A 24041-nucleotide genomic window follows, 5' to 3' on the forward strand; every position below is an offset into this window, starting at 1 on the left:
TGCGGCTGCCGGGGGCGGCTGCCGAGGCGGCTGATCGAGTGGCCTGCGGTCCGGCGCCGAGCGCGACACGCTCCACGCGGTACTTACATCGTATGAACCCTTCCGATCCCCCGCCCTCCGCCGCAGGCACTCCGGGAGCCGGCGCGTCCTCCTCCGGCGGTCCTCGCAGCGGCGCGCTCGCCGGCCGCGCCGGCTACGACGAGACCTTCCTCGGCCCCGCCGTACCGCTCCCGCTCCCGGTGAGGGACACGATCGCGACGGTGATCCTGCCGTACACGCACTTCACGGTCGTCTTCCGGCCCGACCGGCGGCTCGCCGCCTCGACCGCGGTCTGCATCGAGGGACGGGAGCTCCAGGAGGACGTACCCCGGGACGACGTCTGGGAGTTCGATCCCCGGCTGCCCGAGGAGCAGCAGGCCGGCGACGCGGTCTACCGGAACAACAGTCTCGACCGCGGCCATCTGGTCCGCCGCCTCGACCCGGTCTGGGGGCCGTCGGCCGTGGCGGCACAGGCCAATACCGACACCTTCCACTTCACCAACGCCGCCCCGCAGGCGGACGTCTTCAACCAGGGCAAGCAGCTCTGGCAGGGCCTGGAGAACTACCTTCTCGACCACGCCGCCGAATTCGACCGGAAGCTGACGGTCCTCACGGGCCCGGTCCTCCAGGACTCCGACCCGCCCTACCGGGGGATCCAGGTGCCGATGCGCTTCTGGAAGGTGGCGGCGTTCATGCAGGACGGGGCGCTCGCCGCCGCCGCGTACGTCCTCGACCAGAGCCCCGACCTGAGCCGGGACGCCGAGCGGGCGCTCGCGGGGGCGCAGGCCGGCGCGCCGCCGCCGCTGGGTCCCTTCCGTACGTACCAGGTCCCGGTCTCCGACGTCGCGGAGATCACCGAGCTGGAGTTCGGGCCGCTGCCGGACGTGGACGTCCTGCCGCCGGCGCGGGGGCCCGAGGACCGCTGGCGGCGCCTGGAGTCGTACGGGGACATCGTGCTGCACGCCTGATCAGCGGGGGTGCGGCGGCTGATCGCCAGGGGAGCTTCGGCTGATCGGCGTGGGTGCTTCCGCTGATCGGCGGGGAGTGCTTCGGCTGGTCGGCGGGGTGCCTCGGCGCAGCCGACCAGCGATTGCGACCGCTACCGCCCGGTGAAACGATGAGAAGGACCAGCCAGTTCGCCGGACAGGTGCGGTATGCCGCTCACCGAGACGGAGTGGGGGCTCGTCGCCAGTTGGGTACGGGCCCATCTCCTGGACACACCCGAGCCGCGGGAGAGTCTGCTGCGCGCGGGGCTGCCCGCCGACTTCGTCCAGGACCTGCCGCTCACCCCGGACCCCGACCGCAACGCGCTGCTCGTGGTCGGGTCGGCCCGCCGGGACATCGCCCATCAGCGCCGCCTGCTCGCGGTCCTCTCCGGGCTCGACGCGCTGGCCGCGATCGACCATCCGCACGCCTTCGAGCAGGGCGCGGAGGCGCGGAACCTCCTCACCCGGCTCCGGGAGGACGAGCGTCTCGACCGCTCCCCGCGGGACCCGTTCGACAGCATGCTCCTGAAGCACGGCACCGAGGCGTTCCTCGGCCGCACGGAGCTGCGCGAGAAGCTCCGGGGCTTCCTGGCCGACCCGGAGCAGACGGTCATGGTCGTCGACGGCCCCCCGGACAGCGGCCGGTCCTACACGTACGAGTTCATCCGGCATCTCGGCCAGCACTACGGCTTCCGGCCGGTACGGGTCACGCTGTCCCGTACGTCGACGGCGGCGCGGCTGATGGAGCGCCTCTCCGCCTTCGTCGCGGGCCACGGGGCGGACGAAGTGTCGTTGAACCCGACACGGTTGAACGATCCACTGCCGTCCTTCGAGGACGCCGCGCACCGGATCGTCAGCCGGGCGACCGCCGCCGAGGAGAGCTTCTGGATCGTCCTCGACGACTGCGACCGGCTCGACCCCAACTCGGACGTGTGGGACTGCGTCGGCGTCCTCGCCCGCGCGGTCTACGAGCACACCCCGGTACGGAAGGAGACCGTGCCCCGCCTCGTCCTCCTCGGCTACTCCACCACGATGCGTCAACTCCCGTACGAGGTGCGCAAGAACGAGTGCCGTGACACCACGCGCCTGCTGGACGAGGACGATCTCCGGGCGTTCTTCCGGGAGTTCTTCGGCGAGTTCACCGCCGTGCACCGGGAGGCCGAGGACGACGAGGTGGTCCACGACCTCACGGAGACTGCCGTCTCCGAGGTCCTGCGCGCCGTCGACCGCCCCGACGCGGAGGACAGTTACATGCGCCGGCTGTGCACGGCCGTGGAGGACGTCGTACGGCTCCACCGGGCGTTCGCCCCGCTGCCTCCCTCGCCCGGTGACGCCGGACATCAGCTGCGCGACGCCCTGCGCACGAGCCTCTCGGCGCCCGCCCCCGCCCTGCCCGACCTGCGCAGGTCCTACCGTGAAGCGGCCTGCCTCCTCCAGGAGTTCGACCCCGCGCTGCTGCGGCTGCCCGACGAGGAGCGGTCCACCGGCCGGGCGGTCCTGGAGCTCGTCGACGACTGCACGGCGCTGCCCTCCCCCGAGGCCACGCTCTGGACGCTGCAGCCCGAAATCCGCGAGACGGCCCTCGCGGGCCTCGCGGGTCCCGGCGCCGCACTGCGCGCCCTGCGGACCAACATCGGCCTGCGCCCGGAGGGCGCCGGCCCCGAACGCACGGCCCTCGCCCTCCTCACGGGCACCGGCCTCGACACCCTCACCGGCCGGCCGGACGTCGACGAGCTCTGCGACACCCTCCAGGCCGTCCTCTGGCTCGGCCGGGTCCCCGGCGTCACGGGGCTCCCGCGGGTCGAGGACGTCCAGCACCGCCTGGAGGAGGCCCGGCTGCTGCAGCCGATGCACCGCCTCCTGCAGGGGACCTTCCACGGCCGCGCCGCCGAACTCGACTCCCTGCACGCCTATCTCGCGCTTCCCGAGGAGCCGGCGGAGCCCCCCGTCCTCATCCACGGCGTGGGAGGCATCGGCAAGAGCATGCTGCTCGCCAGATTCCTCGTCGACGCGCTGGCCGACGCCCCCACCCGGTTCCCCTTCGCCTACCTCGACTTCGAGCGGCCGACGCTCTCCATCCACGAACCCGCCACCGTGATCGCGGAGACGGCGCGCCAGCTCGGCATCCAGCACCCCGGGCACCGCGCCGCCTTCGACGCCCTCGCGGACGAGTGCGAGCGGACGGCGGCGGTGCAGCGGGGCGAGCGCAACGAACTGGACGATCTCTACAAGCTCTCCACCACGCGGGCGACGATCGGCCGCGACTACTCGGCGGACTTCCACGCCCGGGCCAGCGCCCGGGAGCAGGAGCTCGCCCGCCGGATCGCGGCTCTCGTCGCCGATGCCGTCCGGCCCCCGGACGGCGGGGCGGCCCAGGCCCCGCCCTTCCTGATCGTCATGGACTCCTTCGAGGAGGCCCAGTACCGGGGTTCGCCGGTGATGGGCCGCATGTGGGCGATCTGGACGGCGCTGCGCGCCGCGTACTCGCGCCTGCGCTTCGTCGTCGCCGGACGCGCGCCCGTCGACCACCCGGCCCGCGTCCTCACCCCCCGGACGATGGAGCTCACCGAGCTGGACCCACAGGCCTCCGTCGAGCTGCTGATGTCCTCCGGGGTGCAGGACGAGGCGGTCGCCGAGAGCCTCGTGGACCGGATCGGCGGCCATCCGCTGAGCCTGAAGCTGGCGGCGCGCACCGCGGTCGCCCTGGGCGGCGACTCCGCCTCACTCGGCGAGCTGCTGCGCGGACTGCCGTACCGGCGCCGCTACTTCGACCGCCAGGTCGACCAGATGCTCATCCAGGGCACGCTGTACGACCGCATCCTCAAGCACATCGTGGAGGACGACGTCCGGGCCCTGGTGCAGGCGGGGCTCGCGCTCCGCTTCATCACCCCGGACCTGGTCCGGCACGTCCTCGCAGGGCCGGCCGGGCTCCGGGTCGACACACCGGCGGAGGCCCGCCGTCTCTACGGGCTGCTCACCTCCCGGGTCGACCTGATGGAGTCGGCAGGTCCCGAGGCCATCCGGCACCGGACCGACCTGCGGGCCATCATGCTGCGCCTGTCGGACCGTGCGCGCACCGATCTGATGCGGGCCGTGGACCGGAGCGCCGTCGCGTACTACGCGGCCCGCGAGGGGCCGAGGGACCGCGCCGAGGAGATCTACCACCGGCTCCGGCTCGGCGAGAACCCCCGTACGGTGGAGGCGCGTTGGGAGCAGGGCGTCAGCGCGTACCTGGGCGGCTCGACCCACCGCGAGATGCCGGACCGGTCGGCGGCCTTCCTCCTCGGCCTGATCGGCGGCCACGTCCCCGACCAGATCATGACGGAGGCCGAGCAGGAGGACTGGGAGCGGATCGCCGCGCGCGAGGTCGAGGACCTGCTCACCCAGGGGTACGTGGAGGCGGCGGCGCAGCGGCTGTCCGAGCGGCGGCCGTGGACGCCGTGCAGCAGGCTCCACGCCCTGCTCGCGGAGGCGCTCGCCCGCTCGGGGCGGAGCGCGGAGGCACGCGAGGGCGCCGAGCGCGCCGTGGCCGGGGCGGCGGAGGCGGGCTGCGCGGAGACCCAGCTCGAACTGCTCCAGCTGTCGGCGCGGCTCGCGCAGGACGCGGGCGACTTCGCCGACGCGGACCGGGACCTCCAGGAGGCCGAGGAGATCGCCGCCGGTCTCGGCCTGCGGTACGAGTCCCTGGGCGTGCTGGTCGCCCGGTCCCGGCTCGCGGCCCTCGCGGACGGCGACGCCGCTCCGGCGGAGGCACGGCTCGCCCGGACTCTGCGCGGGATGCCCGACGCGGAGCTGGCCCGGCAGCCGTCCCTCGCCCGCACGGCGGCGGCGACGGCCTGCCGTGCGGACCCCCAGCTCCTGGAGCACACGCTGCGGCTGGTGGGGCTCCCGGCGGACGAGGACGCGGTCGTGGGCGAGCTCGCCCACTGGATCGATACGACGATGACCGACGAGCCCCGGCTGCGCGAGCCCCTGGCCCGCATCCTGGACACGGCGGCCGGCGAGCCACCGGACATCACCCCGGCGACGGCGGCGCCCACCCGCATGGGGCGCGAGCGGATCGAGCGGGCGCTCCGGGAGGCACGGCGGCGCGGGACGCTGGACAGCGTCGCCCGCCAGGCGCTCACGCTCCGCGACGGCAGCGGGGACCTGCTCCTCGGGGTCGCCTCCGCCATGGACGCCGGCCCGGCGACGCCCGGCCCCACCGCGTATGCCCCGGGCTGGTACGAACCCGCCCCGTATCCGCCCGACCCGCCCGACGCCGCCGTCACCACCCCCGACCCGCGCGACCCCACCCGTACACGTCCCGCTCCGCCCCCTCCCCCTCCCGGTCACCACGCCGCGACTCCTCACCCGCTCCCCGATTCCGTGACGCGCTCCTGGGCGACTCCCCGCACGGCCGGCCGTCCCCGGCGCGGGGGCGTCGGGCTGTGGACGCAGCCGCCGCCCGACGCCGCGGGTGCCGCACTCCGCAAGGAGCCCTTCCTGGCCCAGGAGGAGCTCGTCCGGGTCCGCACCGCCGCGATGGAGGCGGGGCTCGCCGACCGGGCGCTGCGCCCCGCCCTGCTCAAGGGCATCCCCGCGCACTTCACGGCCACTCTGCCGCCCCTCAACGACCCGCTGGAGCAGGCTCATGCCGACCTGAACGCGATGAACCAGGTCGAGCGCCTCATCGACGGCCTCGTGCCCCTGGAGATCTGGCTGCACAACGCGATCGAGCAGACCCGCGAGCAGGGCCCGCGCGCCGTCCTCCAGGGGGCGCTCGACACCGTGGCCCGGGAGATCACCGGCGAGGCGGCACTGCCGCCGGAGATGATGCCCGGGGAGTTCAAGGAGGAGATCGTCCTCCAGGACGACACCGTGCCGTACGAGTTCCTCCAAGGTGGCATCCGGGCCGGGGCCTCCGTCGCCCTGCTGAGGATCCCGCCGTACGAGTCGGGGTCGCCGCTCCTCCCGTCGTACCCGCACGGCGGCACGGGGTGGATGGTCGCTCCCGGGCTGCTGATCACCAACCACCATGTGGTGATGGCGCGTTCGTGGGAGTCGGGGGTGCGGCCGTTCGTGAGCGACGACGACCTGCGGCTGCAGGCGCTGATGTCCCGCTCCCGCTTCGACTTCGTCGAGAACGCGACGGCCTCCCCCGAGGTGACCGCCGGCGAACTGGCCGCCTGGGACGAGTCGCTCGACTACGCCATCGTGCGGCTCGCCGCCGAGCAGGCCCCGCGGCCGACGCTCAAGGTCGCCACCCGGCCGCTGCTGGTCCGGGAGCGCCAGCGCGTACCGGTCAACATCATCCAGCATCCGAGCGGTCTGCCGAAGCGCGTCGCCCTGCGCAACAACCTGGTCTACCGGGCGGACGAGCGGGACATCATGTACTTCACCGACACGCGCGGCGGCTCGTCCGGCTCGCCCGTCTGCCTCGACGACTGGACGGTGGTGGGACTGCACCGCGCCACGAAGAAGGTGGACGAGGTCGAATTCCAGGGCCAGAAGACGAAGTTCGTGAACGTCGGCACCCAGATGAGCAGCATCATGTCCCATCTGCGGGAGTCCCGACCGGAGTTGTACGACGAGATCGTGGCCGGCCAATCGGGGCGGCCCGCCCCGGGCGGACGCACGGGCAGCGGAGGTGAGTGACCATGCCGAACGGAGCACGGAACGGGTCGCCGGTCGCGACCGGCGCCGAGCAGATCTTCGGGGACCTGCGGGCGGTCGCCGACCGCGTCCGGGCGGATCTGGAGGCGGAGATCGCCGAGTCGGCGCTCGAACTGCCCGCCGACGTGGCGCCCGCGGCCGAGATCTCCCGCTTCGCCCACGAGGAGCGGGCACGGGTCCTGGAGGCGGGGGTCAGCGGTCTGGAGAAGCTGGCGGCGCACCGCGAGGACGAGATCGGCGAGGACGAGTACTTCGGCGTGGAGGCGATAGTCCTCCTCCAGGGCCGCCCCGCGATCCTCGTCCAGCGCCAGGACTTCGCCTCGCAGCGGGACGAGTGGGCGGTCCTCGACGGTCAACGGGCCGCCATCAAGGAGTCCTTGGCCCGAGTGGGCCGGGTCGAGCTGACCGGCCACCCCAGTCTGGACTGGGTGGGCACGGCGTTCCTCGTCGGACCGCGCACGGTGATGACGAACCGTCACGTGGCGGCGGAGTTCAGCCGTTTTGAGGCGGACCGCGACCGCTGGACGTTCGAGTTCGGCATGTCGGCACGGGTGGACCCGGCGGAGGAGCTGCCCGTGGACGGCGACGCCCCGGTCGCGGCTCCGCCCTCGGTCACGTACGAGATCACGGAGATCATCGGCATCCACCCGGACGTCGACATGGCCCTGTTGCGGATCGAGCCCCCGGCCTCCGACGGGCTGCCCACTCCGCTCGCGGTGGCCGCGGACGCCCCCGCGAGCCTGCCGGGCCGCCCGGTGTACGTGGTCGGCTACCCGGCCTGGGACGGCCGGCGCAACGAGCCCGAGTCGATGCGCCGGATCTTCATGGACGTGTACAACGTGAAGCGGCTCCAGCCGGGCGCGGCCACCGAGTTCACCCCGGGCAGCCTGGTGATGAAGCACGACTGCTCGACGCTGGGCGGCAACAGCGGCTCCCCCGTCTTCGACCTCACCGACCACCGCGTCCTCGGCCTGCACTTCGGCGGCCGCTACCGCAGCGGGAACCTCGCGGTCCCGCTGTGGGAGCTGATCGACGACCCGCTGCTCGCCAAGGCCGAGGTCAACTGGGTCTGAGGAGCGCCCTACGCCGTGACGTACGGGCCGCGGGCGGTGCTCCCGTCCGGCAGCGTCCACTCGGCGGTGACCCGGCCCGCGCCCGGGGCGCCACCCTCCTCGGCGGCCCGCAGGACGCGCCGTACGCGCAGCGTCAGTTCCTCGGGCGCGCCGGCCGCCCGCACGACCACAGCGGTGTGGTCGGCCCCGTCCACGACCCGTACGAGCTCCGCGCCTGCCGCGGCCCCGTCCCCGGCCGGGGCGGTGACGGAGACCGTCGGGTCCGGCGTGTCGTCCACGGACTGGTGCTGCGCCACCGCGTTCCCCCGCAGCAGGGCGTGCAACTCCCCGACGAGTACGGGGTCGTGGGCGCCGTCGTAGATCCAGCGCGTGCCCAGGACCCCGTGCTCGGACGTGCCGATGAGCGCGTGCTCGGCGCCTTCCAGCGGGGCCCCGCGGTAGGTCATGGGCACCAGATAGGCGGCGGCGCCCGGCTCGGTGCCGTCGGTCACCACCATGAACTCGATGCCCACTTCACCGGCCGGGTCGTCGAGCCGGAAGCCTCCCGCCTTGGCCGGGCTCGGCCCGCCCTCCCGGCCGGCGTACCAGTCACGGGTGGGCAGCCACGAGGCGAGCAGCTCCAGCTTGGTGGGCTGCATCGTGGTGTGGTGGATGACGGCCATCGTGCGACTCTTCCTCTCGACGGGAGCCCGGGGCGCGCGGTCCCCGTCCGTCCGGGAACCCCTGGCCCTCCGGAACCTAACAGACGGCCCCCGGCACTCCGGCGCCCGCCGAACCCATCACCGTGCGGGCCCGGGCCGCCCGCCGAACCACCACCGTGCGGGCCCGACCCTCCGGACCTAGCCTGGAAGGTGGTGTGCTGTCCCCGGTCGGCAGGAGGCCCGCCGTGACGTACTCGTCCAGCCGTCGGCGGCGTGTGTGCGCCGGCCTCGCGGCGCTCGGGATCTTCGCTGCCCCGCTGGGCGCGGGCACCGCGGTCGCCACCGAGCCTCCGGGCCCGGCCGTGTTCGTGACGTCCTCTCCGCCCGCTTCGGCGGATACCGAGTTCCCGGAGCTCACCCCGGCCGTGGCCGCCGAGCTGGACAAGGCGATCCGCGACGTCATGCGGGAGGCGGACGTCCCGGGCGTGACGGTCGCCCTGTCGGCACCGGACAAGGGCACGTACATCCGGGCCTTCGGCGAGGCGGACACCGGGACCGGCACACCCATGAGCCCGAGTCTCTACATGCGGATCGGCAGCGAGACCAAGACGTTCACGGTGACCGCCGTGCTCCAGCTCGTCGACGACGGCAAGGTCGGCCTGGACGACCCGATCTCCGACTACGTCGACGGCGTGCCGAACGGCGACACGATCACCCTGCGCGACCTCGCGGGCATGCGCAGCGGGCTGTTCAACTACACGGCGGACGAGGACTTCTACAAGGCGCTCACCACGAATCCCGAACGCCACTTCACCCCCCGGCAGTTGCTGGACCACGCGTTCGCGCACCCGGTGGAGTTCCCGCCGGGCGAGGAGTTCCAGTACTCCAACACGAACACGGTCCTGCTCGGTCTCGTCATCGAGAAGGTCGGGGGCATGCCCCTGCACGAGTACATCGGGAAGAACGTCGTGGAACCCGCGGGCCTGCGGCACACCAGCTTCCCGACGGACGCCGCCTTCCCCCGTCCGCACGCCCACGGCTACACCGAGCAGACCGCTTCGGGCCGGGTCGAGGACGCCACCGACTGGAATCCGTCCTGGGGCTGGGCGGCCGGCGCGATGATCTCGAACCTCCAGGACATGCGCTCCTGGGCCAGGACCGTCGCCACGGGCACACTGCTCACGCCCGAGACCCAGGCCGAACGCCTCAAGATCCCCCCGGGCTCCCCCGACGGCTCGGGATACGGTCTCGGCATCTTCGACATCCAGGGCTGGATCGGGCACAACGGCTCCCTGCCGGGATACCAGTCGTTGACGATCTATCTGCCCGAGGCGCAGGCGACTCTCGTCGTCCTGATGAACACCGACGTCACCCTGGACGGCACGGCACCCAGCACCCTCTTCGGGAAGGCCATCACCACCGTCGTGACCCCGGACAACGTCTACGACCTCCCGGCCCCGGCCCCGGAATCCCCGCCGAGCCCGACCGGCAGCTGACGGACCGCTCCTGATCGCTCGACGAGGAACGCTCCGGGAGGGGGCGTACGCCAGGATGCGTGCGCCGTCCGCGTCCGACCGAGCGCTCCGGCGAACGGGGCATCGGGCACTGGGGGCGTCCCGACCAAGATCAATAGCCTGACGTCCGGCGCGTGACCTCGCGTCTGCCGGACACAGAAGGCTGACGATCCTGTGAAACATCCGATGCTGCGGCGCATGGCCGGGCTCACCGCGGCGACCGCACTGCTGACGACCCTCGGCTCCGCACCGGCAGGCGCCGCGGACGCATGGCAGAAGGTCGGTACCGACGCCCGCAGCGGTGTCAGCGGTCTCGCGTACGAGGGGCGCACCGAGGACGGGACCGGCGTGCAGGTCCTGGCCGTGCACGACAACAAGCGGTCCGGTCAGCAGCGCTTGTCCCGGATCACCCACCGGCAAGGCTCCGTCACCGTCGCCCCGCTCACGTGGGACGGACCCGAGCCGGTCGACCTGGAGGCCGTCGAGGCCATCCCGGGGCTGCCGGGCGAGTACCTGGCACTCACCAGCCGGGGCATCCTCTTCCGTCTGAAGGTCGCCGGTACGTCGGCGAAGGTCGTCGACTACACGCCGATGCCGGCGATCGGCGAGGGTGACGACTTCGAGAGCTTCGCGCTCGTCGCCCAGAACGGAAAGCTCGCCGCCCTCTGGGCGGACCGGGGCGCCGGCCCCGGCCGTCCGGCCACCCTGTACGCGGCGCCCCTGACGTTCGCCGCGTGGGGCCAGCCGCTGTTCGGCGCGGTGACTCAGCGGACCTACCGGTAGACGTACCCGGACGACGCCGGCACGCGGCACATCTCCGACCTCGCGGTGACCGCCACCGGCCGGATCGTCGTGGGTTCGGCGGCGGACGCCGGCGACGACGGCCCGTTCGACTCCGCGGTGAGCGACGCCGGTCGCGTGACGGTCTCGGCGGCGGGCCGGGTACGGGTCGCGCTCGCGGCCTCCCCGGCCGTGCTCGGGACGTTTCCCCAGTACAAGATCGAGGCGGTGGAGTGCCTCCCCGACTCCGCGGACACCCTGCTGGGCACGGACGACGAGAACCTCGGCGGCTACGTGCGGAGCGCGTCCTTCTGCGGCTCCTGAGTCCGCGACTTCGTGACATGACGGACTCCGGGGCCATGTGGGGTCCCGGAGTCCCATTGCGTGCGGAGAGCCGTAAGGCCGGGTTACGCTGCCGGTGCAGCTGGTTCGCCCCGTCAGCCGGACGGGATGCGTCGTAAGAGGGAACCCGGTGGGAATCCGGGACTGCCCCGCAGCGGTGAGCGGGAACGACCGCCGTCATCAGCACTGGGCCCGGGACGGGTCTGGGAAGCGACGGCCATTAGGTGTCCTCCTTCCTGAGGACGTGCCCGCGAGTCCGAAGACCTGCCCGTTGCCCGCACGCGGACGATTCCGCGCGCGGACATTCCGGTGACCTCGAGGGCGGGTCGGCGTACAGAACGTCTCGGACGACCCCGTGGCACCGCGCCGGGTCGCGCCGGCCGTTCCGTCACCCCTTCGCCCCCGTCCCGTCTCCGGGATCTCAGGGATTCATCTCGCGAAGGAGATCTCCGTGACCACCAAGTCCGCAGCCGCGGCAGCGCAGTCCACCCTGTACGGCTACCCCCGCCAGGGGCCCGACCGGGAACTGAAGAAGGCGGTCGAGGGCTACTGGAAGGGCCGTGTCACCGCCGACGCCCTCCGGGCCACCGCAGCAGACCTGCGCCGTACCACCTGGCGGCAGCTCGCCGCCGCCGGCATCGACGAGGTCCCCACCGGCGACTTCTCGTACTACGACCACGTCCTCGACACCACCGTCATGGTGGGCGCGATCCCCGAGCGCCACCGCGCCGCCGTCGCGGCGGATCCGCTCGACGGGTACTTCGCCATGGCGCGCGGCACCCAGGACGTGGCACCGCTGGAGATGACCAAGTGGTTCGACACCAACTACCACTATCTCGTCCCGGAGTTGGGCCCCGACACGGTCTTCACGGCCGACTCCTCCCGGCAGGTCGCCGCCCTCGGCGAAGCCCTGGCCGAGGGGCTCGGCGCCCGCCCCGTCCTGGTCGGACCCGTCACCTACCTGCTGCTCGCCAAGCCCGCGCCCGGCGTGGCGGCCGGTTTCGATCCGCTCACCCTCCTCGACCGGCTCCTCCCCGTGTACGCCGAGGTCCTCGCCGACCTCCGGGCGGCGGGAGCCGAGTGGGCGCAGCTCGACGAGCCCGCCCTCGTCCAGGACCGCACCCCCGCCGAACTGAACGCCGCCGCCCGCGCCTACCGCGACCTCGGCGCGCTCACTGACCGGCCGAAGCTCCTGGTCGCCTCCTACTTCGACCGGCTCGGCGACGCCCTGCCGGTGCTGGCCAAGACCCCTGTCGAGGGGCTTGCCCTCGACTTCACCGAGCGGGCGGCCGCCAATCTCGACGCGCTCGCCGCCGTCGGCGGCCTGCCGGGCAAGCGGCTCGTCGCCGGGGTGGTCAACGGCCGCAACATCTGGGTCAACGACCTGACCGCCTCGCTCACCACGCTCGGCACCCTCCTCGGCCTCGCCGACCGCGTCGACGTCGCGGCCTCCTGCTCCCTGCTGCACGTCCCGCTCGACACGGCGGCCGAACGCGACACCGATCCGCAGATCCTGCGCTGGCTCGCCTTCGCCCGCCAGAAGACCGCCGAGATCGTCACCCTCACGAAGGGGCTCTCGCGGGGCACCGGGGCCATCACCGCCGAACTGGCCGCCAACCGCGCCGACCTCGCCTCGCGCGCCCGCTCCCCCCTCACCCACGACCCGGACGTGCGCTTCCGGGCGTCCGCCGTCTCCGCCTCCGACACCCGCCGCTCCCAGCCGTATGCCGACCGGTCCGTCACCCAACACGCCTCTCTCCGACTGCCGTTGCTGCCCTCGACGACCATCGGTTCGTTCCCGCAGACGGCGGAGCTGCGGACCGCGCGGGCCGACCTGCGGGCGGGCCGGATCGACACCGCCGGGTACGAGGAGCGCATCAGGTCCGAGATCCAGGAGGTGATCTCCTTCCAGGAGAAGGCCGGCCTGGACGTCCTCGTCCACGGCGAGCCCGAACGCAACGACATGGTCCAGTACTTCGCCGAACGGCTCACGGGCTATCTGGCCACCCAGCACGGCTGGGTCCAGTCCTACGGCACCCGCTACGTCCGGCCGCCCGTCCTCGCGGGCGACATCTCCCGGCCCGAGCCGATGACGGTCCGCTGGACGACGTACGCGCAGTCCCTCACCACCAAGCCCGTCAAGGGCATGCTCACCGGTCCCGTCACCATGCTCGCCTGGTCGTTCGTCCGCGACGACCAGCCCCTCGCCGACACCGCCCGGCAGCTCGCGCTCGCCCTGCGCGACGAGGTGAACGACCTGGAGGCGGCGGGCACTTCGGTCATCCAGGTGGACGAGCCGGCCCTCCGCGAGACCCTTCCTCTGCGCACCGCCGACCACGCGGACTACCTGGCCTGGGCGACGGAGGCCTTCCGTCTCACCACCGCCGGTGTGCGGCCGGAGACCCAGATCCACACCCACATGTGCTACGCCGAGTTCGGCGACATCGTCCGGGCCATCGACGACCTCGACGCCGACGTCATCAGCCTGGAGGCCGCCCGCTCCCACATGCAGGTCGCCCGGGAGCTCGCGGCCCACGGCTACCCGCGCGAGGCGGGACCCGGCGTCTACGACATCCACTCCCCGCGCGTCCCGAGCGCCGCGGAGGCCGCGGAGCTGCTCCGTACGGGCCTCGAAGCCATCCCCGCCGAGCGGCTCTGGGTCAACCCCGACTGCGGTCTGAAGACCCGCGGCTGGCCCGAGACGCGTACGTCACTGGAGAACCTGGTGGCGGCGGCCCGCACCGTCCGGTCCGAACTCCTCGCTCCCTGACGACGAGGTGACCGCGACCCGGCCGTCACGGGGAGACCGTGGCGGCCGGGGGTGCCCAGCGGCGGGTGCGGGCGGGGGTGGACGAGAGGCCGTAGTCCTTCCTGAGGTGCTCGGGGATGGCGTAGTGCATGACGCGTCCGCGGGTGAGGGAGGACAGTTCGAGGACGGTGGTGAGGTGGCCGAGGCGGTCCAGGGCCCAGGCGCCGAGCGGGGAGCTGTCCTCGATGCTCTCCAGGACGCCGAGGAGGTGGGGGACCGACTTGACGAGGGTGTCCCAGCGGGTGCGGGGCACATCGAGCCAGTCGGCGCAGGTGTCGCCGACGAGGAAGCGGATGAGCGCGGACACGATCGGGTCGAAGAGCGTGCCGGGCACGATCTCCTCGTAGAGGTCGATCAGTTGCCGGGTCAGATGGGACCCCTCGGGGGAGGGCCCCATGTGGCGGATCATGTAAAGGTCGAGGAAGCTCCGCGCCTCGCCGAGGTTCTTCGGTACGGCGTCCTGGTCGACGCCCAGCATGGCGCCGACCACGCGCCAGGCGTAGTAGTAGGCGTCCGCGCCCTCGGAGGTCATGTGGATGCCGAGGCGGTGCAGGCTGTCGAGGACGAGCATCGAGAAGAACATCTGCCCGCCGATCATGTCCTCCTGACAGATCGGCACCCCCAGCGCCGCCGCGTCCCAGCGGTTCTCGCGGATGAGGTGGTGACGGATGGAGGCGTGCAGCAGGCGGACCTTCTGCGCGGCGGGGATGAAACGGCTGCCGGCCTCGAAGGCGTCGGGCTGCATCAGGTAGACGGTGAACTGGCCGGTCTCCGCCATGCGCTTGGACGGGTAGCTCAGACCGTGCGTCGCCGACAGCAGCTTCGCCACGTGCGGGACGAGGTAGCAGGCGGGCATGGACGCGAAGGACAGCGCGGTGGAGATGTGCACGTTGTTGTCGATGAAGAACAGCCGGGCCTTCTCCATCTCCCCCCAGTCCACCCAGGACGGCGGGGTGCTCGTGGCGTGGAGGTACTCCCGGGCGACGTCGGGCAGCCCGTCGGGGAGCGGGGCGCCGGCCGTGGAGACGTACCGCATCAGGGTGTTGAACGTGCCGACCTCGCCCCGCTCGAAGAGGGTGGCGACCGTGGCGTCGGCGAGTTCGTCGCCGGTCCGCCGCAGGGCGTCCATCGACGCCTCGGTCCGGGGCACGGAAGGGGTCGGGGACGGGGGCATGGGCCGATTCGGGGACGGGGGCATGGGCCGATTCGGGGGCGGGGGCACGGGCGGGGTCATGGGGCAGGGCTCCTTGTTCTCCGTCAGGAACGGCGGGCCGCCGCCGAGTGCGCCAGGGTGGTGAGGGCGGCGGCGGGCGGCGCGGGCAGGTTCAGTGCGTCGAGGGCGCGGAGGGACTCCTCGACCCGCACGGTGATCATCGCCTCGACCCGGTCGGGCGCCTTGAGCCGCCGCATCAGCGCGCGTACGGCCTCCAGCGCGTCCCCGTCGGGGTCGGGCCGGCCGAGCAGGTCGCGCAGGCGCGCACGGTCCTCGTCCCCGGCGAGCCGCCAGGTCTCCGCGAGCAGCGCCGTGGGCCGCCGGCCGTGGACGTCGTCGGCGCCTGCCTTGCCGGTGGTCCCCGGGTCCCCGAAGAGGCCGAGCAGGTCGTCCCGCAGCTGGAACGCCTCCCCGAGCGGCAGCCCGTACGCGGAGTAGCCCTCGCGCAGCCGACGGCCGGCCCCGGCCAGGGCGCCGCCGATCAACAGGGGCTGCTCGACGGTGTACTTGGCGGTCTTGTAGCGGATCACCTTCAGCGACGCCGCCGTGTCCGGGGCGGCGCCGGTGTGCAGGATCTCCAGGCACTCGCCGGCGATCAGGTCCCTGGCCAGGGCCGCCCAGAGCGGACGGGCCCGGCCGAGGTAGGCGGCCGGGACCCCGCTGGTGACGAACAGCTGGCCCGCGAGCGACATGAGCAGGTCGCCGACGAGCATGGCCAGCGACCGGGCGCCGGCGGCGGGCCGCGGGTGGTGCTCCACCGCGTCCCGCAGGGCCAAGTGCGCGGTGGGCCGGCCGTGGCGCAGCGGGCTGTCGTCGATCAGGTCGTCGTGGACGACAGCCGCCGCGTGCACGATCTCCATCGAGGCCGCCGCCCGCAGCAGCGCCTCGCTGTCGGGCTGTCCCACCGCGCGCCAGCCCCAGTAGCAGAACGCCGCGCGCAGCCGCTTGCCGTCCGCGACCGCGGTCTCCAGCTGCTGGGCCACGGGGCCCAGCGCGGGATCGACCGCCGCCAGCTGGTCGGCCTCCTCGGAGACGTACCGCCGGAGTACGTCGTCGACCCGCGCCTTGAAGGCGGCCGGCTCCCAGCGGTCAGACGTCATGGCCGGCCCGCCGGGCCAGCACGTGCCGGGCGAGGACCTCCAGGTGGGCCGGTGGCGGCGAGGCGTACCTGTCGAGGAGGAGGCGACCGCGCGCCTCCAGGTCCCGCTCGGCCCCCGCCGCCACCTCGGCGACGTCCGAGCGCCTCAACAGGCCCCGGACGAGGCCGAGTCCCGTACTCAGCGTGCTCACCGCCAGGTCCGCGAGCCCCGCCGCCAGCAGCACCGCCCGCTCGTCCAGGCCCTCGCGCGATCCCGCTTCCCTCGTCACACCGCTCCCCTGACCGCGGCACGTCCCGGCCGCACGATCACTGCCACTCCTCCCCCCAGGCTCGCGCCGGACCGGTGGTCGGGGCGGACGAACTCACCAACGAGTGATCATCTCGCTGGCACGTACGAGTCCACCGCACCGGCGTCCGCGGGGGCGCGGTTCCACTCCATCCGCGACCACGGCAGCGCCAGTTCGCTCCGGTCGGTCACGTCACGCGGGGCGAGGGCCGCGAGGGGCACCGCCTCGCGGTGGCGTGCGTAGACGGTGTCGACGTAGCGGTGGCCGGTGTCGGCGGCGATGAAGAGGACCGTCCGGCCGGGGGTGCGCTCGCGTTCGTGGCGGGCGGCGAGGTAGCCGGCACCGGTCGAGAGGCCCGCGAAGACCGCGTGCCGGCGCAGCAGGTCGACGCTTCCGGCCAGGGCCGCGTCGAAGGAGATCCAGTGCAGGGTGTCGTACAGGTCGTGGGAGACGTTCCCGAAGGGGATGGAGCTGCCGATCCCGGCGATGATGATCTCGGGATCGGAGACGTGCTCGGCCCCGAACGTGACACTGCCGTACGGCTGGACGCCGACGAGCCGGACGTCGGCCGGGCCGCTCGGGGCCGCGCGCAGATAGCGGGCCAGGGCGCCGGTCGAGGCGCCCGACCCCACCCCGCCGACGACGGTGAGCCCGCCCGCTCCGTCCGCGCCCTCCGCTCCGTCAGCCCCGACCACGCCGTCCGCTCCGATCGCCTCCCGGATCCGGTCGGCGATCGCGCGGTAGCCGAGGTAGTGGATGTCGTCGTGGTACTGCCGCATCCAGTGGTACTCGGGGTGCTCGGCGAGGATCTCGTGGATCCGCTCGACGCGTCGCTTCTGGTCGAGCTTGAGGTCGCTGCACGGCTCCATCTGCTCCAACGTCGCCCCCAGCACGGCGAGTTGCGTACGCAGAGTGTGGTCCACGGTGGTCGAGCCGACGATGTGACAGCGCATCCCGTACCGATGACAGGCCAGGGCGAGGGCGTACGCGTAGATGCCGCTGGAGCTGTCCAGCAGGGTGTCCCCGCGGCGTACGGCGCCGGTGTCCAGGAGGTGGCGTACCGCCGCGAGCGCGGAGACCACCTTCATCGTCTCAAAGCGCAGGCAGACGAGCCGGTCGTCGAGACGTATCAGGTCCGGCCGGCCGATCGACTCCGCGACGTGCTGGTCCATTCCGGAGCTCCTTGGTGGTGGTGACGGTCGTAGGGGTCGTGAAGGTCCAGGTGGCGGGGATGCCGTGGGCCTCCAGGGCGCGCAGGCAGTCGCGGACGCCGTGCCGCACGCCCGGCGAGGCCGGGTCGAAGAGCACGCCCGCCACCGCGCCGCTGTGCGCGATCTGCACACCCACCGCTCCGACCCGGCGGGCGATGCCGGTCAGGGCCTCGAACTCGGGGTGCCCGAGAACCTGTTGGCCGCGCCGGGCGCTGGCGGTGGCGACCTCACCCAGCAGTGCGGCGTCGCCGGTCGCCACGGCCAGGCGCAGCCGCGCGCGCAGCCGCTCACAGGTCCGCACGTCACCGGCGTCGGGCTCGTACGCGGGCAGGGCGAGCGTGTCCACGGGCGCTCCGCCGCCGAGCACGCACCCCACCACGACCAGCGGCGGAAGGGCGGGGCCGAGGACTTCCAGGATCCGGCCCTCCCGCTGGGCGAAGAGCACGGGGCCGCCGCCGTCCAGCATCAGCGGATCGCAGGCCGTCTCGGCGCGGACCGCAAGCCGGGCGACCGCTCCGGGTGTCAGGCGCGTACCGTACGAGTCCGCGACCGCGCGGATCGCTGCGATGACGTCGCTGGTGGAGCTGCCCATGCCCAGACCCACCGGTATCTCGCCGGTGAGGCGCAACTCGCCTCCGCAGGGCGGATGTCCGGACCGTTCCGCGCACGCGGCCACGGCGAGGGCGGCGCCCCGCACGGCCTTGCTCCGGCCTGCGGGGACGACGGTGAGCGCCTCGGGCGGCGTGTCGGGGGCGCGGACGAACTCGGCGCTGCTGCCCGGTCCGGCCATGGGGAGGGTGACCAGTCCGGCGCACCGTCGCCCGTCGTCGTCGAGGAAGACTCCTTGGAGGATCTCGCCGTGGTGACAGAGGGCGGCCCCGGTGCCCGTGACGGCGGTGTCGCCGGCCCGGGACCGGAGGCCGGGGCCGGGGATCACGCGCCGCTCACCGTCCGGTAGCGGTACAGGACCGTCTCCTCGGCGCTGAACTGGGAGAAGGGGAAGGGCTCCGCGGAGAGCGCGGTGACGCCGGAGCCGAGGAAGGCCCGGGCGACGGCGCTGCCGGTCTGCGCGTAGACGACGAGCGGGATGCCGCGGGAGCGGCAGCGGTCGAGGATCGTGTCGAACGAGCCGTTGCTCAGGGTCATTCCGGTGGCGACGACGGCCTCGGCCCGGTCGAGCACCTCGTGCATGTCGGCGGTGACGGGGTCGCCCCACTGGGTGGTCCTGAGGTTGAGGTCGCAGGGCAGCGGCCGGCCGCCGCGCTCGCGGATCGCCGCGACGAGTGGGTTGACGACGCCGATGAGGCCCACCTCGGCGCCCTCCTCGATGTCCAGCAGGCCGGCGATGGCCGCGTCGCGGGCCTTCGCCCGGACCTCAGGGGTTCCGGCGGGGAGGGTGACCGGCTCGGCGTCGCCCGCCTCGCCGGCCGTCCGGTGCGGGCGTACCTCGGAGAGGTAGGCGTCGAGGGCGGCGATCCGCAGCGGGCGCGGGGCCTCGCGGAGGAGTACGTCGAGCGGGGTGCCGGAGGAGTCGCGGCAGATCGACGGGTCGATCTCCCCGGCCTCGAAGGCGCAGCCGCCGAACGAGCCGCCGAGGCGGACGAGGACGTACTGGTTGAGGTAGGTGGTGTCGCCGCCGGCGAGGCGGGTGCCGTGGTGGATCCAGAAGACGCTGGTCGCGACGAGCCGGGAGGGCAGCGGCCCGTGCTCACCGGCGAGGACGGCCTCGACGAGGCCGTCGACGGACGTCGCGAAAGACGCGGAAGGGGCGGAAGGGGCGGAAGGGGTGGAAGGGGTGGAAGGGGTGGAAGGGGTGGAAGGGGTGGGGATCGTCCGGGTCATGGCTTTCCTTTTCAGAGAACGGGTTCGATTGCCGGCGCGGGCACCGCGGCGCTGAGCGGTCCGCGGTACGCGACGTGGGGCTGCCCCCATGCGTCGACGGTGAGTTCGGCGTCCACCTCGAAGACCTCGGCGAGTCGGTCGGCGGTCAGTACGGTGGTGGGCGGGCCGGCGGCGATCAGCCGGCCGTGGTGCAGGAGCAGCAGCCGGTCGCAGTACCGGGCGGCGAGCGACAGGTCGTGCATCGCGACGAGGACCGTCCGGCCGGTGCCGGACAGCAGCTCCATCAGTTCCAACTGGTGCTTCACGTCGAGGTGGTTGGTGGGCTCGTCGAGCAGGAGTGCCTGCGGCTGCTGGGCGAGCGCGCGGGCGATGTGGGCGCGCTGCCGCTCGCCGCCCGAGAGGGCCTTCCAGGAGCGGTCGGCGAGCGCGGTGAGTCCGAGCCGTTCGAGCGCGGCGGCGATCACGGCCCGGTCGGTGGCGTCCGGTCCACTCCAGCGGTCGCGGTACGGGGTCCGCCCCAGGCCCACGACGTCGCCGACCCTCAGGTCGGTGTCCGCGCCCGAGTCCTGTGCGACGAAGGCGACTCGGCGGGCGATGCGGCGCGCGCTCCAGTCGCGTACGGACTCCCCGTCGTAGCGGACCGCGCCCGCGTCGGGGACCCGGAGGCCGGCCAGGCAGCGCAGCAGCGACGACTTGCCGGAGCCGTTCGGGCCGAGCAGTCCCACGGTCTCGCCGGGGGCGATGTCCACGCCGACCTCGCGGACGACCGGCGTGCCGCCCACGGACCAGCTGAGCGCTTCGGCGGTGATCCTCACAGCTCCCCCCTCCTGCGCAGGACGAGGAGGAAGAGCGGTACGCCGAGGAGGGCGGTGATGACGCCCACCGGAACCTCGCGGGGCGCGAAGGCGATCCGTGCCAGGGCGTCCGTCCAGACCAGGAACACCGCTCCGGCGAGCGCCGCCCAGGGCAGGAGCACCCGGTGCAGGGGACCGACGAGGAACCGCACCCCGTGCGGGACGATCAGCCCGACGAAGCCGATGGCTCCGACGGTGGCCACCGCCACGGCGGTCAGTGCGGCCGTGACCACGAGGAGCAGCGTCCGGGTGTGCCGTACGCCGATCCCCAGGGAGGCCGCGGTGTCGGTTCCGAAGGAGAGTCCGTCGAGGGCGGTGGAGCAGAGCCATGCGACCGCGAGACCGAGCGGGGTGACGATCGCGCAGACCACGACGGTGTTCCAGCGGGCGGGGGCCATCGAGCCCAGCAGCCAGTGGGTGACGGCCCGCGTGGTGTCGGCGTCCGCCGAGGCCATCAGGACGAGGGAGGTCAGGGCGGTGAACAGCTGGCCGACGACCACACCGGTGAGGACGATGCGGACCGAGTCCAGCCCGCTGCGGCGCAGCAGCAGGAGGAGCAGCGCGAAGGACAGCAGGGCGCCGACGAGGGCCCCGCCGGTGACCCCGAGCGTGCTCGCGCCCACGCCGAGGACGACGACGGCGACGGCTCCGGTCGAGGCGCCCGAGGAGACGCCGAGCAGGTAGGGGTCGGCGAGCGCGTTGCGGGTGACCGCCTGGAGCACCGTGCCGCACACGGCGAGCGAGGCGCCGACGAGGGCGGCCATCAGCACGCGCGGCAGCCGCAGGTCCCAGACGAGGGAGTCCATCAGCGGGGGCAACGGCTCGACGTCCAGGCCGAGACGGGTACCGAGGACGCGACCGAGGCCGGCCCAGCCCACATCGGCGGTGCCGATGCGAACGGCGACCGCCGCCGAGCCGACGAGGACGCCCGCGGCGAGGAGGGAGATCACCACCCGGGCAGCCACGGACCGACGGGCGGTCCGGACGGACCCGACGGAACCGGCGGAGCCGGCTGACCCCACAGGTCTGTCGGTGCCGACTCGGCCCACGTGGCCCACGTGGCCGGCAGCGCCGTCCCGCTCCGCGGACCCGACGGCCAGGGGGTCCGCCACCTCCCCGCGACCGACCGGGTCAGCGCGCATACCCGAGGTCCTTCATCCCGTCCGCGAGCAGTCCCAGGGTGTGCACCGAGCGCACCGAGGGATCCAGCTCGATGCCCGGCACTTCGAGGATCTTGTCGTCGCGGACGGCGGCCAGCCGCGAGACCACCGGGTGCGCCGCCATCGAGGCGCGCTTCTCGGCGGCGCTGTCGCCGGGCCGGCCGCGCTCGGAAAGGTCGCCGATCACGATGAAGTCCGGGTCGCGCTTGGCGACTTCCTCCCAGGAGACCTCCGGCCAGTCCTCGTCGACGTCGTCGAAGGCGTTCTTCGCGCCAACGATCCGGCTCATCTCGCTGGGCAGGCCGGTTCCGCCGGCCACGTACGGCATGCCGTTGAAGACGGAGTAGAGGTAGACGACGGTCGGCCGGTCCGCGCCCTCGGGGAGCTTGGAGGCGGTCGCCCCGGCCTTGGCGACGGCGGCCCGCTGGCCGGCGGCGAGCGCGCCGGCCCGCTTCTCGGCCCCGAAGACCTTGCCGAGGTTCTCGTAGTCGGAGAACAGAAGCTCGAAGGCGGTCTTGCCGGTCTGGTTCCGCTCCGGGCAGTCCACGGCACTGACGAAGGTCGGGACCTTGAGGGCGTCCAGCTCCTCCCGGGTGCCGGCCCGGTCCTTGGTGAACAGGTCGGCGGAGCCGGCGAGGACGAAGTCGGGCGTGGCCGCGCGGAGTTGCTCGGCCGTGGCGATCTTCGGGGCGATGACGGGGACCTCGGCGTACGCGGCCTGGTACCGCGCCGGGATCTTCGTCTTGAGGTTGGCCGTTCCCGCCATCCGGTCCTGGAGGCCGAGTTCGAGCAGGGTCTCGGTCGAGGACTGGTCCAGGGCGACGGCCCGCTTCGGCGGCTCGGAGAAGGACATCTGGCGGCCGCAGCTGGTGACGGAACTCGCCACGGCGGACGCGGCGTCGGCGGGCTTGGCGCCCGGCGCGGAGCCGTCGCCGCTCGCCGTCGAGCAGCCCGCGGTGGCGAGGAGGACGGCCAGGGCGATGCCGAGGCGGGTGGGGTGGCGCATGGAAGGTCTCCGGTCTGCGGGGGCCTGGATAAGGCGTGGGTGTTGTCGTGCACCGGGCAGGAGTGCCGCGTTCGAAGGGTACTGTAATGGTATTCATTTTCATTAACGACCCCGGGGGTGCGCTCCACGGAGCGCTCCAGCCCCCGCACCCACCCATCCCTGCCTCCGAGGAGCACCCACACCGTGGCGACCACACCCACGCCCACAGCGACCAAGTCCGAGACCCTGCCCCCGCGTTCGATCCTCCGCGACGCCGCGTTCCTGCGTCTGTGGGCGGGCACGACCGCCTCCGGGCTCGCGACCTGGGCCCTGCCCTTCGTCCTCGGGCTGGCCGTGCTGCACCGCGACCTCGGCGCCGCCGGTCTCGGCCTGGTCCTCGCCGCACGCACCGCCGGCTTCCTCGCCGCCGTCGCCGTCGGCGGTGTGCTCGCCGACCGGCACTCCCGCCGCGCGGTCGTCCTCTGGTCCGCCCTCGCGGCGGCGGCCGCCGCACCTCTCCTCGCCGCCGGACTCGGCCGCTCGCTCGTACTGATGACGGCCGCCGCCGCCCTCGCGGGCGCCGGACAGGGCGCGTGCCGCCCGGCGTTCCAGGCGCTCACCGCCGAGACCGTCGACCCCGAGCGGCGCCAGCAGGCCAACGCCGCCATGACCATGGCCGTACGCGGTTCCACCCTCGCCGGCCCCGCCCTGACCGCACTGCTCGCCGCCTTCCTGGACATCGGGACGCTGCTGCTCGGCATCGGCCTGCTCTGGCTGGTCGCCGCACTCGTCCCCGGCAAGGGCGCCGCCGCGACCGGCTCGGCGACCACGACGGACCCGGCCGCCGAACCGGCGCCGCGCGCGGGCTTCCGCGCCGAGTTCCTGGAGGGCATACGCGAGGCGCGGCGCCACCCGTGGTTCCTCGCCGGACTGGCCGCCCTCGTCGCGGTCATCGCCCTCGGCTACTCCGCCACCAGCGTCGCGCTGCCCCTGATCAGCAGGGACCGCTACGACACCCAGTGGGTGCTGGCCGCGGCCATGACCGCGTACACCGTGGGCGCGCTCGCCGGAGCGCTGGTCATCGCCCGTCTGCGCCCGCGCTCGCAGGGCTGGGCCGCCTTCGCCGGCCTCGCCGCGTACGGCGTCGCGCCGCTGAGTCTGATGCTGCCCGTGCACCCGCTCGTGGTCGTCGCCGCGTACGCCGTAGCCGGGATCGGGATCGAGCTGTTCAACGTGCCCTGGTTCACGGCCACCCAGCGCGAGGTCGCCCCGGACAAGCTGGCCCGCGTCTCCTCGCTGGACTTCCTCGTGTCGTACGGCCTCGCACCGGTCGGCCTGGCACTGATCGCCCCGGCCATCGACGCCTTCGGGGTCACGCCCGTGCTCGGCGTCTGCGCCGCCGCCTGCTTCCTCGTACCGGCAGCGGCGGCACTGACCCCCACGGCCCGCCACTTCGCCCGCACGGCTCCAGCCACGACGGACTGACGGACCGCCCCAGGTGATCGGAGACCGTGTCGGACCCCTCCGATACGGTCTCCGATCAACGACGAC

18 protein-coding genes and 1 riboswitch are annotated in these 24041 nt (G+C 73.3%); of the genes, 8 read left to right on the plus strand and 10 right to left on the minus strand.

Annotated features, from left to right (window positions below):
- The first annotated feature begins 92 nt into the window (after positions 1-92).
- From DEJ46_RS05515 to DEJ46_RS05530, 3 genes are all read left to right on the plus strand, one after another.
- The gene (locus DEJ46_RS05515) at positions 93-1007 is read left to right on the plus strand and encodes a DNA/RNA non-specific endonuclease (protein WP_150264439.1); all 915 of its coding nucleotides are present in this window, start codon (positions 93-95) and stop codon (positions 1005-1007) included.
- 186 nt (positions 1008-1193) lie between these two features.
- Entirely contained in the window at positions 1194-6662 is a 5469-nt protein-coding gene (locus DEJ46_RS05520) for a trypsin-like peptidase domain-containing protein (protein WP_223834525.1), read from the plus strand.
- Between the two features lie 2 nt (positions 6663-6664).
- On the plus strand, positions 6665-7753 hold the full coding sequence (locus DEJ46_RS05530; protein ID WP_150264440.1) for a trypsin-like serine peptidase: 1089 nt from the start codon (positions 6665-6667) through the stop codon (positions 7751-7753).
- Positions 7754-7761: 8 nt separating this feature from the next.
- Here the strand turns inward: DEJ46_RS05530 and DEJ46_RS05535 are convergent, their stop codons facing one another.
- Positions 7762-8415 (minus strand): maltokinase N-terminal cap-like domain-containing protein, encoded by a 654-nt coding sequence (locus tag DEJ46_RS05535; RefSeq protein WP_150264441.1) that lies wholly within the window; start codon positions 8413-8415, stop codon positions 7762-7764.
- Positions 8416-8639: 224 nt separating this feature from the next.
- Between DEJ46_RS05535 and DEJ46_RS05540 the strand changes: the two genes are divergently transcribed.
- From DEJ46_RS05540 to metE, 4 genes are all read left to right on the plus strand, one after another.
- Positions 8640-9890 (plus strand): serine hydrolase domain-containing protein, encoded by a 1251-nt coding sequence (locus DEJ46_RS05540; protein WP_223834526.1) that lies wholly within the window; start codon positions 8640-8642, stop codon positions 9888-9890.
- Between the two features lie 216 nt (positions 9891-10106).
- Positions 10107-10691 (plus strand): hypothetical protein, encoded by a 585-nt coding sequence (locus DEJ46_RS39685; protein ID WP_223834527.1) that lies wholly within the window; start codon positions 10107-10109, stop codon positions 10689-10691.
- A 45-nt stretch (positions 10692-10736) separates the two neighbouring features.
- Positions 10737-11012 (plus strand): hypothetical protein, encoded by a 276-nt coding sequence (locus DEJ46_RS39690; protein WP_223834528.1) that lies wholly within the window; start codon positions 10737-10739, stop codon positions 11010-11012.
- An 84-nt stretch (positions 11013-11096) separates the two neighbouring features.
- Positions 11097-11317: riboswitch (cobalamin riboswitch) on the plus strand.
- Between the two features lie 164 nt (positions 11318-11481).
- Positions 11482-13800, plus strand: coding sequence for a 5-methyltetrahydropteroyltriglutamate--homocysteine S-methyltransferase (metE, locus tag DEJ46_RS05550; RefSeq protein ID WP_150264442.1), 2319 nt, complete (start codon positions 11482-11484; stop codon positions 13798-13800).
- A 25-nt stretch (positions 13801-13825) separates the two neighbouring features.
- Here metE and DEJ46_RS05555 read toward each other — a convergent pair whose 3' ends face one another.
- From DEJ46_RS05555 to DEJ46_RS05595, 9 genes are all read right to left on the minus strand, one after another.
- A complete protein-coding gene (locus tag DEJ46_RS05555) occupies positions 13826-14989 on the minus strand; it encodes an oxygenase MpaB family protein (protein WP_150274141.1) in 1164 nt (387 codons plus the stop codon).
- Between the two features lie 107 nt (positions 14990-15096).
- Positions 15097-16152, minus strand: a complete 1056-nt coding sequence (locus DEJ46_RS05560; protein ID WP_150264443.1) for a polyprenyl synthetase family protein — start codon at positions 16150-16152, stop codon at positions 15097-15099.
- The gene (locus DEJ46_RS05565; RefSeq protein WP_150264444.1) at positions 16142-16420 is read right to left on the minus strand and encodes a polyprenyl synthetase; all 279 of its coding nucleotides are present in this window, start codon (positions 16418-16420) and stop codon (positions 16142-16144) included. The genes DEJ46_RS05560 and DEJ46_RS05565 overlap by 11 nt, the downstream gene beginning before the upstream one ends.
- A gap of 107 nt (positions 16421-16527) precedes the next feature.
- A complete protein-coding gene (locus tag DEJ46_RS05570) occupies positions 16528-17610 on the minus strand; it encodes a pyridoxal-phosphate dependent enzyme (protein ID WP_150264445.1) in 1083 nt (360 codons plus the stop codon).
- The gene (locus tag DEJ46_RS05575; protein WP_150264446.1) at positions 17531-18586 is read right to left on the minus strand and encodes a GHMP kinase; all 1056 of its coding nucleotides are present in this window, start codon (positions 18584-18586) and stop codon (positions 17531-17533) included. Before DEJ46_RS05575 ends, DEJ46_RS05570 begins: the two co-directional genes overlap by 80 nt.
- Positions 18583-19491, minus strand: coding sequence for a Rossmann-like domain-containing protein (locus DEJ46_RS05580; protein ID WP_150264447.1), 909 nt, complete (start codon positions 19489-19491; stop codon positions 18583-18585). Before DEJ46_RS05580 ends, DEJ46_RS05575 begins: the two co-directional genes overlap by 4 nt.
- Positions 19492-19502: 11 nt before the next feature.
- Entirely contained in the window at positions 19503-20306 is an 804-nt protein-coding gene (locus DEJ46_RS05585) for an ABC transporter ATP-binding protein (protein ID WP_150264448.1), read from the minus strand.
- Entirely contained in the window at positions 20303-21310 is a 1008-nt protein-coding gene (locus DEJ46_RS05590) for a FecCD family ABC transporter permease (protein ID WP_190622453.1), read from the minus strand. The genes DEJ46_RS05585 and DEJ46_RS05590 overlap by 4 nt, the downstream gene beginning before the upstream one ends.
- A 166-nt stretch (positions 21311-21476) precedes the next feature.
- Positions 21477-22511 (minus strand): ABC transporter substrate-binding protein, encoded by a 1035-nt coding sequence (locus DEJ46_RS05595; protein WP_150264449.1) that lies wholly within the window; start codon positions 22509-22511, stop codon positions 21477-21479.
- A 183-nt stretch (positions 22512-22694) separates the two neighbouring features.
- Between DEJ46_RS05595 and DEJ46_RS05600 the strand changes: the two genes are divergently transcribed.
- The gene (locus tag DEJ46_RS05600; protein ID WP_150264450.1) at positions 22695-23975 is read left to right on the plus strand and encodes an MFS transporter; all 1281 of its coding nucleotides are present in this window, start codon (positions 22695-22697) and stop codon (positions 23973-23975) included.
- Positions 23976-24041: the final 66 nt, after the last annotated feature.

The sequence above is a fragment of the Streptomyces venezuelae genome, assembly GCF_008642375.1.
Taxonomy (GTDB): Bacteria; Actinomycetota; Actinomycetes; order Streptomycetales; family Streptomycetaceae; genus Streptomyces; species Streptomyces venezuelae_G.

Excerpts from the sequence above, each read along its gene's own strand:
- DEJ46_RS05515 (WP_150264439.1), top strand. The coding sequence starts at position 93 with ATGAACCCTTCCGATCCCCCGCCCTCCGCCGCAGGCACTCCGGGAGCC.
- DEJ46_RS05520 (WP_223834525.1), top strand. The coding sequence starts at position 1,194 with ATGCCGCTCACCGAGACGGAGTGGGGGCTCGTCGCCAGTTGGGTACGG.
- DEJ46_RS05530 (WP_150264440.1), top strand. The coding sequence starts at position 6,665 with ATGCCGAACGGAGCACGGAACGGGTCGCCGGTCGCGACCGGCGCCGAG.
- DEJ46_RS05535 (WP_150264441.1), bottom strand. The coding sequence starts at position 8,415 with ATGGCCGTCATCCACCACACCACGATGCAGCCCACCAAGCTGGAGCTG.
- DEJ46_RS39685 (WP_223834527.1), top strand. The coding sequence starts at position 10,107 with ATGGCCGGGCTCACCGCGGCGACCGCACTGCTGACGACCCTCGGCTCC.
- DEJ46_RS05560 (WP_150264443.1), bottom strand. The coding sequence starts at position 16,152 with ATGACGTCTGACCGCTGGGAGCCGGCCGCCTTCAAGGCGCGGGTCGAC.
- DEJ46_RS05570 (WP_150264445.1), bottom strand. The coding sequence starts at position 17,610 with ATGGACCAGCACGTCGCGGAGTCGATCGGCCGGCCGGACCTGATACGT.
- DEJ46_RS05580 (WP_150264447.1), bottom strand. The coding sequence starts at position 19,491 with ATGACCCGGACGATCCCCACCCCTTCCACCCCTTCCACCCCTTCCACC.
- DEJ46_RS05595 (WP_150264449.1), bottom strand. The coding sequence starts at position 22,511 with ATGCGCCACCCCACCCGCCTCGGCATCGCCCTGGCCGTCCTCCTCGCC.